This is a genomic window from Stenotrophomonas maltophilia group sp. Smal17 (assembly GCF_030237045.1).
GTDB lineage: Bacteria > Pseudomonadota > Gammaproteobacteria > Xanthomonadales > Xanthomonadaceae > Stenotrophomonas > Stenotrophomonas forensis.
The window spans coordinates 1-14,094 of sequence record NZ_JASJSU010000110.1 but is presented as its reverse complement, the minus strand read 5'-3'; the positions used below and the strand labels follow the sequence as shown (position 1 = coordinate 14,094).

Below are 14,094 nucleotides of genomic sequence, written 5' to 3'. Positions count from 1 at the left end.
CCCCCCCGCCCCCCCCCCACTACCGGGAGTTCAAAATGCCCGGCGGATGTCCGATCAGGCAGCCAGCGAATCCAACGCGGCTTCCAGCGCGTCCAGGTTCGGCAGCAGCGCGCTCTGCTCCCCCAGCAACACGCGCATGTGCACGATCTGCGGCAGGGTTTCCTCGGAGGCATCGGCCAGCAGGCCGTCGCGCGGCACCGAGATCAGCTGCGGGAAGTTCTGCGTCAGCAGCGCGTAATAGGGACGCTGGGCGTTGCCGGACAGCGCCTTCAGCACCAGCACCTTGTTGTGGCCGCCCACGGCTTCCTCGCCCAGCCCGGAAAGCCGCGCGAACGATACCAGTGGCACCTGCCAGCCATGCCAGCCGATCTCGCCGACCAGCCAGCGCGGTGCATCGGCGATCGGCTGCACCGGCACGCGCGACATCATTTCCGCCACCGTAGCGTTGGGCAGCAGCACGCGTTCGCTGCCGGCCTGGATCAGGACGCCGCGGATTTCATCATTGCTGGCGTAGCTCATGGTGCCTCTCCGTTGTCATCCTGCTCGCCCCAGCGCGCAGCGATGGCCTGCGCCAGTTCCTGCGGTTCACCGGCAACCATGCCGGCGGCAACGACAGCGGTGGCCGCCGCCGGGTCATAGCAGCCCTCGCCCACCTGCCCGGCCACCCAGGCCCCGGCAGCGGCGAGGTCCAGCGCCGGCCCGACGTGGGCCAGGTCGGCGCCACTGAGCAGCACCAGCGCGGTGTATTCGGCCGGCAACGCTGCAATCGAGATACCGGCGGCATCGCTGAGGAAATGCAGGCCGTCGCTGGCCGCCTGCACACCGATGTCGTCGGCCAGCACGTGCACTTCACCGGGTACGGCGCGCTGGCCGGCTTCAGCCAGCTGCACCGGCAACGGCGACACGCGCGCCATCTGCTTGACCAGGTTGCCGTAACGACCGCCATCCAGGCGCATGTGCACCAGCACCGGCACGCTCAGCGCAGGCGGCAGCGCACCGAGCAGGCGGCGCAGGGCATCCGGCCCGCCGATACCCGCCAGCACCAGCAGCGAACCGGCGCGCGCGCCGGCCGGTGCCGCAGCATCCAGGTCGACCAGGCTCAGGTGATCGGTATCGAACGAAGGCAACGGCGCTTCCACCGCAGCGCCGTGGGCAGCAGCGGCCGGTGCATCCGCCATGTCATCGACCAGCGACCATGCCGTGTGGTCGAACGACATCGACGGTGCGGCCGCGGCCACCGGTGTGGCCACCGGAGGCGACGGCAGCGGCGATGCCTCCAGCGGCTCGGGCAGTACCGGCTGCAACGCCGCCAGCGCCTGCTCCAGGGCGACCGGCTCATGCAGGTGCGCCGGTGGCGAGTACAGGGTGTCAGCCGGCACACCGTCGGCCCAGCTCAGCGCCTGCTCCAGATGCGGTTGCAGGGCTTCTTCCTGCGGCGCCGGTGCCGGTGCCGGATGGCCCGGCTCCAGCTGCAGGCTGGGTTCTTCCTCGGCGCCGGGCGGCAGCACCTGCTGGTGACCATGCAGCTTGGCCGCCAGATGCCGGCCCCAGCGCTGCGCGTCCCAGCCATCCCGGCGCGCCGCCAGTTCGGCCTCGTCGAACACCAGGGTCAGGCCCGGCGCGGACAGCACGGGCTCAAGGCGTTCCAGCGCATCCTCGATGGCCGCCTCCAGGGCGATCACCACGATCTGCGGACGGGCATCCTGCAGCAGCTGCGGCTCCAGGCCGTTCGGGTCGTCTTCCAGTACCAGCTGCACATCGGCGTGCGACAGTGCCTCGCGCAGGCGCTCACGCGCCGCACCCGGGCGGGCCAGCAGGGCGACGGCCGGGGCCGGATGGGCTTCACTCACGGACACGGGCGATCCCCAGCAGGTCGTACACGTTACGCATCAGGTCCAGTTCCTGGTAAGGCTTGCCCAGGTAGCGCTGGACACCGATCTCGAAGGCGCGCTGGCGGTGCTTGTCGCCGCTGCGCGAGGTGATCATCACGATCGGCACCTCCCTGTAGCGCGGGTCGGCTCGCATGGCGGTGGCGAGTTCGTAGCCATCCATGCGCGGCATTTCGATGTCCAGCAGCATCAGGTCGGGCACGCGCTCTTCCAGGCGCTCCAGCGCTTCCACGCCGTCGCGGGCAACGCTGACCTCGAAGTTGTGGCGTTCGAGGATGCGGCCGGTGACCTTGCGCATGGTCAGCGAGTCGTCGACCACCATCACCAGCGGCACCTGGCGCTCCTGGCGCGGTGCGTTGGCCAGTACCGGCAGCGTCGGGTTGGCCAGGAAACGACGCACCAGCGGTGCAACGTCGAGGATCACCACCACGCGGCCATCGCCGGTGATGGTGGCGCCGTAGATACCTGGCACCGAAGCAATCTGCAGGCCGACCGGCTTGACCACGATTTCACGGTTGCCCAGCACCTGGTCGATCGCCACGGCGGCACGCAGGTCGCCGGCGCGGACCAGCAGCAGCGGCACCTGGTCCTGGCCGTCGGCACGCGCCGGGGCCTGGCCGACCAGGGTGCCAAGGTCGTACAGCGGGTAGTCTTCGCCGCTGTAGCGGTAGCTGCTGTCGGCCGCTTCAAAGCGCTCGCGCGACAGGCGGCCGATACCACTGACCGAGGCGACCGGCACCGCGAAGGTGGTTTCGCCGATCTGCACGAACACCGCCTGGGTGACGGCCAGCGTCTGCGGCAGGCGCAGGGTGAAGCGCACGCCCTGGCCGCGTACCGACTGGATGTCGACCGAGCCACCGAGCTGGCGCACCTCATTGCGCACCACGTCCATGCCCACGCCACGGCCCGCCAGCTGGCTGACCTGGTCGGCGGTGGTGAAGCCGGAAGCGAAGATCAGGTTGTCCAGTTCCTGCTCGTTCGGCTGCGCATCGGCGGCCAGCAGGCCACGGTCGATGGCGCGGCGGCGGATCGCTTCGCGGTCCAGGCCGGCGCCGTCATCGGCCACTTCCAGCACGATTTCCGAACCTTCGCGGTGCAGGCGGATGGCAATCTCGCCTTCCTCCGGCTTGCCGGCGGCGCGGCGCTGTTCCGGTGCTTCCAGGCCATGGGCCACGGAGTTGCGCAGCATGTGCTCCAGCGGCGCGACCATGCGGTCGAGGACGTTGCGGTCCAGTTCGCCGTGGGTGCCTTCCAGGGTCAGGTGAACCTGCTTGCCGGTGTCCAGGCCCGACTGGCGGACCACCCGGCGCAGGCGCGGCACCAGGCCATCGAACGGCACCATGCGCGCGCGCATCAGGCCATCCTGCAGTTCCGAACTGACGCGCGACTGCTGCTGCAGCAGCGAGTCGTACTGGCGCGACAGGTCGTCGAGCACGCCCTGCAGGCCGCCAAGGTCGGCCGCCGATTCGTTCAGTGCGCGGCTCAGCTGCTGCAGCGTGGAGAAGCGGTCCAGCTCCAGCGGATCGAACTTCTGGTCGGCCTGGTCCTGCTCGCGCTGGTAGCGGGCAACGATCTGCGCCTCGGTTTCCAGATCGAGGCGGCGCAGCTGGTCGCGCAGTCGCGCATTGGTGCGCTCCAGTTCGCCCATGGCGCCGCGGAAGGCACCGAGCTGCTGTTCAAGCCGCGAACGGTAGATCGCCACTTCACCGGCGTGGTTGACCAGGCGGTCGAGCAGATCGGCACGCACACGCACCTGTTCCTGCTGCGGTCGCGCCAGCGGGTCTTCTTCGACCATGCCTTCGATCGGCAGCGGTGCCGACAACGGAGCGTCGACCACGGCGGTCGACGGGCTGTCGGCCGGCGCGGGTACGCTCTGGCCCACGCTGACCGCGTGGACGGCCGCGGCGGCGGCGGCGATATCGGTGGTGGTGCGGACGTCGAAGGCGTCGACCAGGTCCTGCGCCGGCTCGACCACGCGATGGGCACCGGTACGGGTGAGCAGCTGGTGCAGGCGATCGAAGCCACGTTCCAGCAGCTGCACGTCACGGCGCTCGATCTCGGTGCGGCCGGCGGCCACCGCTTCCAGCAACGATTCGATGCTGTGGCCAAGGTCGCCGATGGCATTGATGCCGGCCATGCGTGCGCCACCCTTCAGGGTATGCAGGTCGCGCTGCAGGCCGGCCAGCACCTCGCGGTCCTGCGGCGCATCGCGCAGTTCGCTGATCAGGCCATCGCAATGATCCAGCAGGTCCTTGCCTTCCTCGACGAAGATGTCGACCAGCTCGCGGTCATACACGCTGAAGTCGAGTGCCTCGGCGCTGTCCGTGCCTTCTTCCCCGTCAACCGCTTCAACATGGACCGGTGCGCTGGGCACGAGGTCGATCTCGACCGGATCGACGTCGGCAGGCACGGTGGCCTGGCCCGGTGCTTCTTCGAGTTCGAAGAAGCGCACCGGCGCGGCGACATCCACCGCGGGGTGCCCATCCACCGTCGCCGGGGACGGCTGGTCGGCGCTCTCTCCTTCACCGACCGCCGCCTCCCCGCCGACGTCCGCATCCTCGGCAAAGGCATCCGCCTCGCCTGGCGCGAGTTCGCTGGCCTGGAGGCCGAGCACGGGCCACTGCCCGTCGTCGTCCAGGGTCTGCTCTTCGTCGATCACGTGCAGGCCGGCCTCGAGCGCGGCTGCCAGTGTGACCGGTTCTGCAAAACCCGGCGCAGCCATTTCATCCTGCAGGCTCGACAGCCCGCTGTCGAGTGGCAGTGCAGCAGCTTCGTCGATGAAGCGGCCTTCGCTGTCCAGTCCGTCGGCGGACGACTGCGTATTCAGGTCGATTGCGACAGCTTCTGCGACCACAGGCAGTTCATCGGCGTCGCGGTCATCCACCGGCAGCGCGCTGGCGTCGAGGTACGGCGACAGATCGTCTGCAGCCGTCAGGTCGGCTTCGGCGTCCGGCGTCGGTGCGGCGTCCGCTTCGGCCACTGCTGCAAGCGGCGCATGCTCGACCGGCTGGATCGATTCAATCGACCCGATATCCACGCTGGCTGCGTCGCCCTCAGCCGGCACCGCCGGCCATCCGGCATCGAAGTAGCGCGACAGATCATCGCTGCCGGTCAGCTCGGCGGTCTCCAGGCCCGCGCCGATCGCGTCCGTGCTCTCCGCTGCCTGCACTTCGGCAGCACGCGGTTCCAGCTCCGGCTCGTCAGCCTCGGCTGCGGCAGCATCCGCTACCTCGGCAGCCTGCGTATCGGCTGCGGCCTCAGACGCTGCTTCGGCCTCCAGCGCCAGATCGTCGTCTTCGTCTTCCAGCCCGACCATCGGCCAGCGCGCTTCCGGCAGTTCGCCGGCCAGCGCCTGCAGGCGCTGCACCAGTGCTTCCTGCGGTGCAATCCGCGGCTGCTCGGCCTGCAAGGCTTCCATGGTCGCGGTGATCGCCTGCGCGGTCGCGTCCAGCGCGGCCACGCCTTCGTCACCCGGCACCACATCGGCGGCCAGTGCACGCTTGATGTAGGACTCGGCGCCGCCGGTGACGGCGGTGATTTCCGGCACTTCGGTCATCGCGAAGGCGCCATTCATGGTGTGCACCGCGCGCAGCAGCGCGTCGCTGACTGGCTGCGGTGCCTGCTGCGCCGAACGCAGCCAGCCCTGCAGGGTCGCCTGGTGCACTTCCACTTCGGCTTCGAGGATCTCGCGCAGCACGCTGTCGATGTTGGCGGGCGTGCCCACAGCCTCGGGTGCCGCCTCAGCGTCGGTGTGTACCGATGCAATCGCTTCGGCTTCGAGAATGCGGCTGATCTCGTCCTCGCCTTCGGCCTCGGTCTCGAGCACGGGTGCCACCGGTGCAGCTGCAACCGGCAGCGGCACGTAGTAGGTCTCTTCACCGGCGCCGACACGATCGGCAATGGCCTGCATGGCCTGCAGGTCCACGCTGATGCGCTGGCCGTGGCGCAGCGCGGCGTTCAGCTGCGGCAGCGCGGCATGCGCGTTGTCGACCATGGCCAGCACCGCCGGCGAGGCCGCGCGGCTGCCATCGAGCACGCGGTTGAGCATGCCCTCGATCTTCCACGCGAACTCGCCCAGGGTGCGTGCACCGACCAGGCGGCCACTGCCCTTGAGGGTGTGGAAGATGCGGCGGATCGGCCGCAGCCGGTCCATGTTGTCCGGCTGCATGCGCCATGCCGGCAGCAAGGTGCCGAGATTGGTCAGTTCGTCGTCGAACTCTTCCAGGAACACCTCGCGGATGTCCTCGTCGATGTTCTCGGCGTCATCGTCGAAGCCTGCTTCGAAGCCGGCCTCGGCATCCGTCGTAACGGACGCTTCGGCAACGGTCGGTGCAGCCACGGCCTGCGGATTGAAGTCCGCGGCGGCCGCACTCAGCTCGGCGAAGAACTGCGCGTCGGCTTCGCTGAAATCGATCGGTGCGATGGTGTCGATATCGATCACCGAGACCGCGGGTGCATCCACAGGCGCGGCGTCCAGTCCGGCAACCGCCGGAGCCTCGTCCGACAGCGTTGCCGGGCCGGCATCGACGATCTCCAGCGACGGGTGCTGCCCGGAGTCGTCGTCCAGCGACAGCGTCTCCATCGCATGCAGCGACAGCACATCATCGGCGTTGTCCAACGCATCGGCGTCGAAGCGGAACACCACGTCGTCGTGCGCCGCCACAGCGTCGTGCTCGGCGGCCACCGGGTCGAACACCGGCGCGGCGTGCGCACCGGGGTCGATTCCTGCCGTCGCGCCTGCGTCCTCGTCGGCATCGACAGCGACCGCATCCGCCTGTGCCGACGGCACGGCCTCCGAAAGCGTCCACTGTGCCGCAGCGCCCTGCCCTGCATCGCCCTGTTCGAAGCTGACCGGATCGAAGCTGGCAAAGGTCGGGCTGCGCTCATCGCCAGCGGCGTCGAGTGGATCGGCATCCGGATGGAACGGCGCAAGATCCCATTGCGGGACGTCGGGTGCGGGCGCACTGGAAGCGGCAAAGACCAGCGGTGCCTCCGCGTCGTCCTGCAACGACAGCGGCGCGGTAGCGGCGTCGATCGCGGCGGAGCCCAGCGCACCGAACATCAGGCGGTTGTCGACAACCTCTGGCGCGGGTGCGACCGGTGGCGGATCGAAAGTGAAGTCCGGCAGCGGCACCGGCACGGTGCCTGCCGCAGGCGCGGCCGGCTGCACCGGAATCTCGATGCGCTCCGGCTGCAGGGCCTCGGCCTGCAGCGCAACCGGCTCACGTTCGACCGGCTGTGCCGCGAACGGTGCCGGCTCGACCGCGTTGCGGTCCGGCAGCGGCCAGTAGCGCAGCGCCTCGAGGCTGCTGCGGGTGATGTCGAGGATGTCCTCACGACCCGGACGACGGTCGCGCAGGGCTTCCAGGTAGTACTCCAGGCTGGCCATGGCGTCGGCCAGGGTGTCCAGCTGACGACCGCTGGGCACGCGCTGGCGCCCGATCAACTCGGCTTCGATGTACTGCTGCACACCGCGCAGGTAGTCGGCAGCGGTGCCCAGATCGAGCATGCGCAGTGCACCGGCCACATCGCCCAGCAGGCGCGGCACATCCTGCAGCTCGGCATGGTTCCAGCTGGTTTCGATGAAGGCGACGAAGTGTTCGCGCGCCGCCGCGAAGTTGGCGATCGCTTCGTGCGCCAGCACTTCCACCGTGCGCCGGTTCTCGACCGCGCTCGGGTCGTCCTCGCCACTGCCGCCGGCGCCCAGATGGGCCACCTGGTCGTCCAGCGAGGCATCCACGTAAAGCAGCGCGCCGGCAATATCCAGCAGCAGGTTCTCGTCGATCTGCTGGCGGCCGTCGACCACGCCGCGCAGCGCGTCGCGCTGCTGCACGACCACACCACGGGCCACGCCTAGGCCCATCATGCCCAGGGTATCGGCCACCGCGCCCAGTTCGTTGGCCTGGGTCTGCAGCTGCTCCGGTGCACCGCCGGTACGCAGGTGCAGGTCCAGCGCATCCTTGATGCGCAGCAGTTCTTCCTTCACCGCGCTGCCGACGGTATCCAGCAGTTCGCGGTTGCGTCCACTCAGGCTGCCACGGGCATGGTCCAGCTCGGCCTCGGTGGCGGTGACGCTGTCCGGTGCGAACGCCAGCAGCACGCTGTCGTGCACGCCGTCCTCGCCACGCGCGGCGCGGATCTCGTTGAGCAGCGGCATCAGCACGATCGGAATGTCGCGGTGGCCGTTCTGCAGGCGTTCCAGGTAATCGGGCAGCAGCACGCTGCCGCGCATCAGGGTCGCGCAGGCCTCGTCACGATCAGCGACGCGGCCCGCACCAATGGCATTGGCCAGCTGTTCAAGCTCTTCGGCCACCATTGCCGGGGCGTACAGCTCGACCATGCGCAGGGTGCCCTGCACCTGGTGCAGGAAGCCGGCGCAGATGCGCATGCGGCTGGCATCGCTGGGGTCTTCCGCGTAGTACTCGACCTCGTTGCGCACCTGGCGCAGGGTCTCGTCCAGCTCGGGCTTGACCCAGCCCAGCGCCGCGTGGCTCATCGCATCGCGCAGACTGCTCATGGACGCGCTCCGGTCGCCGCCGCGCGGGGGCCGCGCGAATTCTGGCGTGGGAAATGGAAATGCTTCATCGAGGGGTTCCTTGCTCGCCGCCCTGCCCGCGTCACGCCGGCAGCTTGAAGTCGGCGACCGAACGACGCAGGTCGGCCGCCAGCTGCGCCAGGTGGCCGATCGATTCGGCGGTCTGCCCGGCACCCTGCGAGGTCTGGCCGGTGATCTGCCGGATCACGCCCATGGTGCGGGTGATGTCCGAGGCCGCCGCGGACTGCTGCTGGGCGGCGATGGAGATGTTCTTGATGAGGGTGTTCAGTGCATTGGACACGCGCTCGATCTCGGTCAGCGCGGTGCCCGCATCCTCGGCCAGGCGCGCACCGGACACCACTTCGGCGGTGGTCTGCTCCATCGAGGTGACCGCTTCGTTGGTGTCGGCCTGGATCGCCTGCACCAGGTTTTCGATGCGTCGGGTCGCACCCGAGGTACGTTCTGCCAGGCGCTGCACTTCGTCGGCCACGACCGCGAAACCGCGACCGGCCTCGCCCGCCGAGGCGGCCTGCACGGCGGCGTTCAACGCCAGGATGTTGGTCTGCTCGGAAATGTCGTTGATCAGTTCCACGATCGAGCCGATTTCCTGCGACGACTCGCCCAGGCGCTTGATGCGCTTGGAGGTTTCCTGGATCTGGTCGCGGATCTGGTCCATGCCCTGGATGGTCTCGCGCACCACGCCGGCACCCTCGGCGGCGATCACCACCGAGCGCTGTGCCACGTCGGCCGATTCGGCCGAGTTGCGCGACACCTGCTCGATGCTCGCCGCGATTTCGCCGATGCGGTCCGAGGCCGAGGTGATCTGGTTGGCCTGGTGGCCCGCCGCCTCTGCCAGCTGCATGGCGGTCGCCTGGGTTTCCTGGGTGGACAGCGCGACCTTGGCCGAGGTGTCGTTGATGGTGGTCACCAGGTGGCGCAGTTCGTCGACCGCGTAATTGATTGCGTCGGCGATGGCGCCGGTCATGTCCTCGGTCACCGAGGCCTTCACCGTCAGGTCACCCTCGCCGAGCGAGGAGATTTCATCCAGCAGCCGCATGATCGCCTGCTGGTTGCGGCTGTTGAACTCCACCTGGGTCTGGTAGCGCAGTTCCTGCTCGCGCGAACGGCTGCGCACGTTGGTGGAAACGAAGCCGATGATCGCGATCAGCGACAGCGCGCCGGACACCACGCCGATCCAGAAATTCGGGAACAGGCGGGTATCGGACACCGAGCCGAACGAGGAGAACGCTTCGAACAGCTTGCGGCTGTCATCCAGCATGTGCGCCGAACCCTGGCCCAGCGCGGTGGCGGCCGACTGCGCGGCGAACAGCTGGCGCGAGCTGGCCAGGATCGCGTCGGCGTCCTGCTTCATCGCCTCCCACTTCTGCTGCGATTGTTCCAGCGCGGCGATGGCGGCGGCACCGCGTACGGCGGTGATGCCCAGTTCGTCGTTGCCGTTGCGCAGGCCGTCGAGCACCTGCGAGAACACGGTGATGTCGCGGGCCAGCGCGTCACCGGCGGTGGCCGCGGCGCTGCCACCGGCACGCATTTCGGTCACGCGGCGGGCCATCGAGCCGGCCACCACCACCTGCTGCAGCGCGCTGTACACCTGCGCCGACGGAGCGCCGGAAGCGGACATCGCGCGCACCAGCTCGTTCAGCTGGGCCTGCAGGCCCGGCACCGCGCCGGTGAAGTTGTTGGCGTTGCCGGCCAGGGCCAGCACCGCCGGTTCGCTGGCAACCAGCTGCCCGGCCTGCTTGCCCAGCGGCGCCCAGGTCTCGCCCAGCGTGGCAATGGCACCGGACACGCCGGGCTCCTTGCCGTAGCGCCCCTGTAGGGTCGACACGTTCTGCTCGATCGCATTGCGGGTCGCCTTGAAGGCGGTGAACGCCTGCGCGTTGCCGCCGACGGCGTCACGGCCCTGGTTGGCCAGCTGCTGTGACAGCACCTGCAGGTCGGCCGCCTTGGAACCGGCATCCGCCAGGCGGCTGCCCTGCCAGGTGGCGACGCCGGTGTTGACGCCGAACAGGATCATCGATGCCAGCAGCAGGAACAGCCAGAGGTTGCTGCCGCCCAGCCGCAGCTTGCCGGATTTGGTGGCGTCCGAAGCAGTACTCATCGTTCAACCTCGATCTTCAATGCAGGGGGCGATGCCCGGCCTCAGGCCGCGGCTTGCCGGAATTCAGGGGTGCGCGACAGCAGCGAGAGCGAGAACACGCCCCAGTCGTGGCCGTCGGCATGGAAGGCGCGGTCGACGAAATGGCCGTAGCGCCCTTCGGCCAGCGTGCCGGCCGCGATCTGCTGGTCCAGTTCGAAGCTGCGCTGGCCGAACAGTTCATCGATGGTCAGCGCGACGTCGCCACCGGCCTGGCGCATGATCAGCACGCGCTGGCCTTCCTGCTGCACGGTACGCGTGCCTTCCAGGAAGTACTTCAGGTCGACCACCGGAAACAGGTTGCCGCGCAGGTTACCCACGCCCAGCAGCCACGGCTGTGCACACGGCACCGGGGTCACTGGCGGCATCGGCACGATTTCCACCACTTCGCGGAAATCGGATACCAGCCGGCGCTGGCCGACGCGGTAACCGACGCCACGCCACAGGTCCAGGGCGAACTGCCGTTCTGGCAGCGGCACCGCATGGGCCAGGCTGCGCCGTTCGTAGGCTTCAAGGATGTCGAAGGGCGAGCGCATCAGGCCACCAGTTCGTTGATCCGCGCGATCAGTTCATCCTCGCGCGGCGGCTTGACGATGTAGTCGGCCGCGCCCTGGCGCAGGCCCCATGCCTTGTCGGTTTCCATCGCCTTGGTACTGACGATGATCACCGGGATATGCTTGATCGCCGCGTCGCGGGCCATGGCCCGGGTCGCCTGGAAGCCGCTCATGCCGGGCAGCACCACGTCCATCAGCACCAGCTGCGGCACCTGGTCGCGGACCAGCTGCAGTCCATCCTCGGCGTTGTCCGCTTCCAGCACTTCATGGCCGGCACGGCGCAGCCACTGGGTGAACACCGCGCGGTCGGTCGGTGAATCCTCGATCAGAACGATACGAGCCATTGTGCCTTTCCCCCCTGGTCAGGCGTTGACGTATGTGCGGATGGCACCCAGCAGTTCTTCACGCGTGAAAGGCTTGGTCAGGTATTGCTCCGAGCCGACGATGCGTCCCCGCGCCTTGTCGAACAGGCCGTCCTTGGACGACAGCATGATCACCGGGGTCGCCTTGAAGAGCTGGTTGCCCTTGATCAGCGCACACGTCTGGTACCCGTCCAGGCGCGGCATCATGATGTCGACAAAGATGATCTGCGGTTGCTGGTCTGCGATCTTGGCAAGCGCTTCGAAGCCGTCGGTGGCGGTGACCACCTCGCAGCCTTCGCGCTTGAGCAGCGTTTCCGCAGTCCTGCGGATGGTCTTCGAATCATCGATGACCATCACCCGGAGTCCTGCGAGTTCCCCGCCCGCAGTCGTGTTTTCAGTCATTGCCTATCCCCAAGCGCACGGCCCGTTCTCTGGCGGGGGCCGCTACGAAAGCGTATCTATATCGCACTTTCCGCGCCCGCTTCAAGGCCGGCCCACGGCGCAGGGGGTGGCGGCCGGCTGAACGTGACGGGGTTCGCAATGATTGCGCCGCCGCCGGGCGGACGCTGCGTTGCAGTACAGCAGGGAGGCGCGCGGCCGGCGTTGCCGCTACCATCAACGCCTTGCCTGACAGGTGCGCCCATGCCGTTGAACGTCATCGTGGTGATGGACCCCATCGCCCACATCAAGATCGCCAAGGACACCACTTTCGCCATGCTGCTGGAAGCCCAGCGCCGCGGCCATGCCCTGCACTACGTGCGCCCGGGCGGCCTGGCCCTGGAAGGGGGTGTGGCGGTGGCCCAGACCGCGCCGCTGCAGGTGCGCGACGACCCGTCCGGCTGGTACGAGCTGGGCACGTTCAGCCGTACCGAGTTCGGCCCCGGCCAGATCGTGCTGATGCGCAAGGACCCGCCGGTCGACGCCGAGTACATCTACGACACCCAGGTGCTGGACGTGGCCGCCGCCGCCGGCGCCTGCGTGGTCAACAACCCGCAGGGCCTGCGCGACTACAACGAGAAGCTGGCCGCCCTGCTGTTCCCGCAGTGCTGCCCGCCGACCCTGGTCAGCCGCGATGCCAAGGCATTGAAGGCGTTCGCGCTGGAACACGGCCAGGCCGTGCTGAAGCCGCTGGACGGCATGGGCGGACGCTCGATCTTCCGCAGCGGCCAGGGCGATCCGAACCTGAACGTGATCCTGGAAACGCTGACCGACGGCGGCCGCAAGCTGGCGCTGGCCCAGAAGTTCATTCCCGACATCACGGCCGGCGACAAGCGCATCCTGCTGGTCGACGGCGAGCCGGTCGACTACTGCCTGGCGCGCATTCCGCAGGGAGACGAATTCCGCGGCAACCTGGCCGCCGGCGGCCGTGGCGAAGGCCGCCCGCTGAGCGAGCGCGACCGTTGGATCGCCGCCCAGGTCGGACCGGAAATGAAGCGCCGCGGCATGCGCTTCGTCGGCCTGGACGTGATCGGCGATTACCTGACCGAGGTCAACGTGACCAGCCCGACCTGCGTGCGCGAGCTGGACGCACAGTACGGCCTGAACATCGCCGGCACCCTGTTCGACGCACTCGAGGCCGGCCTGCGCTGATGGCTGCCGCGCCTGCCGTGCTGCCCCCGCCACCGCGCGAAGCGCAGCGGCTGGGAGCGACCATCGCGCTGTCGGTCGTGGTGCACGCCCTGCTGATCCTGGGCGTGGGCTTTGCGGTGAAGGGCGATGCGCCGCTGGTGCCGACGCTGGAGGTGATCTTCAGCCAGACCCGCACCGCGCTGACCCCGAAGCAGGCCGACTTCCTTGCCGCGGCCAGCCAGGAAGGCGGTGGTGAGCACGACCGTGCACAGCGCCCGCGCGACAACCAGGCCGGCATCGTGCCGCAGGCCCAGGCCGGGGTGAGCCCGGTGCCGCAGCAGCAACAATCGGCCGCGCCGGCTCCGCCGCCGCAGGCACGCGTGGTCAGCAGCCGCAATGGCCAGGACACCGTGGCGCAGGCGCAGGCGCGGCCCACGCCGGAGCAGCCCGAACCGGATGCGCCGCTGAGCGCACGTGAGCAGCGCGACGTGGAAATGGCGCGACTGGCGGCCGAGGTGCACCTGCGTTCGGCGCAGTACGCCAAGCGCCCGAACCGCAAGTTCGTGTCGGCCAGCACGCGGGAATATGCCTATGCCAATTACCTGCGTGCGTGGGTCGACCGTGCCGAGCGGGTGGGCAACCTGAACTATCCGGACGAGGCCCGGCAGCGCCGCCTCGGTGGCCAGGTGGTGATCAGCGTGGGCGTGCGTCGCGATGGCAGCGTGGAGAGCAGCCGGATCCTGCGTTCGAGCGGCACGCCCTTGCTGGATGAGGCGGCGCTGCGGGTGGTGAAGCTGGCGCAGCCATTCCCGCCGTTGCCGAAGACAGACGATGCGATCGACATCCTGCAGGTCACCCGCACGTGGGTATTCCTGCCCGGTGGCACCCTGCACGACGATCGATAGGGTTTTGCTGCCCGGGCCTGCGGCCCGGGACCCGCCGCGAAGCAAAGTCAACGTCAACGTCAACGTCAACAGCAGCGGTCGGGATGTTGGGCTTGGCGGGGGGGGGGGGGGGGGGGGGGGGGGGG

At 68.9% G+C, this 14,094-nt stretch carries 9 protein-coding genes; 2 read left to right on the top strand and 7 right to left on the bottom strand.

Going from position 1 to position 14,094, the window contains the following annotated elements; translation table 11 throughout:
• Nucleotides 1-54 precede the first annotated feature (54 nt).
• The 7 genes from QRO93_RS19220 to pilG form a co-directional block, all read right to left on the bottom strand.
• The gene (locus QRO93_RS19220; protein WP_285304325.1) at nucleotides 55-519 is read right to left on the bottom strand and encodes a chemotaxis protein CheW; all 465 of its coding nucleotides are present in this window, start codon (nucleotides 517-519) and stop codon (nucleotides 55-57) included.
• Nucleotides 516-1,856 carry a chemotaxis protein CheB gene (locus tag QRO93_RS19215; protein ID WP_180879310.1) on the bottom strand — a complete coding sequence of 447 codons (1,341 nt, stop codon included), beginning with the start codon at nucleotides 1,854-1,856 and terminating at the stop codon, nucleotides 516-518. The genes QRO93_RS19220 and QRO93_RS19215 overlap by 4 nt, the downstream gene beginning before the upstream one ends.
• Complete coding sequence (locus tag QRO93_RS19210) at nucleotides 1,843-8,406, bottom strand: Hpt domain-containing protein (RefSeq protein WP_180879312.1); 6,564 nt, start codon at nucleotides 8,404-8,406, stop codon at nucleotides 1,843-1,845. Before QRO93_RS19210 ends, QRO93_RS19215 begins: the two co-directional genes overlap by 14 nt.
• Before the next feature lie 100 nt (nucleotides 8,407-8,506).
• The gene (locus tag QRO93_RS19205; RefSeq protein ID WP_008266837.1) at nucleotides 8,507-10,543 is read right to left on the bottom strand and encodes a methyl-accepting chemotaxis protein; all 2,037 of its coding nucleotides are present in this window, start codon (nucleotides 10,541-10,543) and stop codon (nucleotides 8,507-8,509) included.
• Nucleotides 10,544-10,584: 41 nt separating this feature from the next.
• A complete protein-coding gene (locus QRO93_RS19200) occupies nucleotides 10,585-11,115 on the bottom strand; it encodes a chemotaxis protein CheW (RefSeq protein ID WP_180879314.1) in 531 nt (176 codons plus the stop codon).
• Entirely contained in the window at nucleotides 11,115-11,477 is a 363-nt protein-coding gene (locus QRO93_RS19195) for a PleD family two-component system response regulator (protein WP_005410717.1), read from the bottom strand. The genes QRO93_RS19200 and QRO93_RS19195 overlap by 1 nt, the downstream gene beginning before the upstream one ends.
• A gap of 18 nt (nucleotides 11,478-11,495) precedes the next feature.
• On the bottom strand, nucleotides 11,496-11,897 hold the full coding sequence (gene pilG, locus QRO93_RS19190; protein ID WP_005418455.1) for a twitching motility response regulator PilG: 402 nt from the start codon (nucleotides 11,895-11,897) through the stop codon (nucleotides 11,496-11,498).
• A gap of 240 nt (nucleotides 11,898-12,137) precedes the next feature.
• On the opposite strand from pilG, the gene gshB reads away from it, so the two are divergent.
• Nucleotides 12,138-13,085, top strand: coding sequence for a glutathione synthase (gshB, locus tag QRO93_RS19185; protein ID WP_053450547.1), 948 nt, complete (start codon nucleotides 12,138-12,140; stop codon nucleotides 13,083-13,085).
• Complete coding sequence (locus tag QRO93_RS19180) at nucleotides 13,085-13,969, top strand: energy transducer TonB (protein ID WP_053450548.1); 885 nt, start codon at nucleotides 13,085-13,087, stop codon at nucleotides 13,967-13,969. The genes gshB and QRO93_RS19180 overlap by 1 nt, the downstream gene beginning before the upstream one ends.
• Nucleotides 13,970-14,094 lie beyond the last annotated feature (125 nt).

What these genes read in the sequence shown, in the direction of transcription:
- QRO93_RS19180 (WP_053450548.1), top strand. Translation starts at nt 13,085, where the DNA reads ATGGCTGCCGCGCCTGCCGTGCTGCCCCCGCCACCGCGCGAAGCGCAG.
- QRO93_RS19210 (WP_180879312.1), bottom strand. Translation starts at nt 8,406, where the DNA reads ATGAGCAGTCTGCGCGATGCGATGAGCCACGCGGCGCTGGGCTGGGTC.
- pilG (WP_005418455.1), bottom strand. Translation starts at nt 11,897, where the DNA reads ATGACTGAAAACACGACTGCGGGCGGGGAACTCGCAGGACTCCGGGTG.
- gshB (WP_053450547.1), top strand. Translation starts at nt 12,138, where the DNA reads ATGCCGTTGAACGTCATCGTGGTGATGGACCCCATCGCCCACATCAAG.
- QRO93_RS19195 (WP_005410717.1), bottom strand. Translation starts at nt 11,477, where the DNA reads ATGGCTCGTATCGTTCTGATCGAGGATTCACCGACCGACCGCGCGGTG.
- QRO93_RS19200 (WP_180879314.1), bottom strand. Translation starts at nt 11,115, where the DNA reads ATGCGCTCGCCCTTCGACATCCTTGAAGCCTACGAACGGCGCAGCCTG.
- QRO93_RS19205 (WP_008266837.1), bottom strand. Translation starts at nt 10,543, where the DNA reads ATGAGTACTGCTTCGGACGCCACCAAATCCGGCAAGCTGCGGCTGGGC.
- QRO93_RS19220 (WP_285304325.1), bottom strand. Translation starts at nt 519, where the DNA reads ATGAGCTACGCCAGCAATGATGAAATCCGCGGCGTCCTGATCCAGGCC.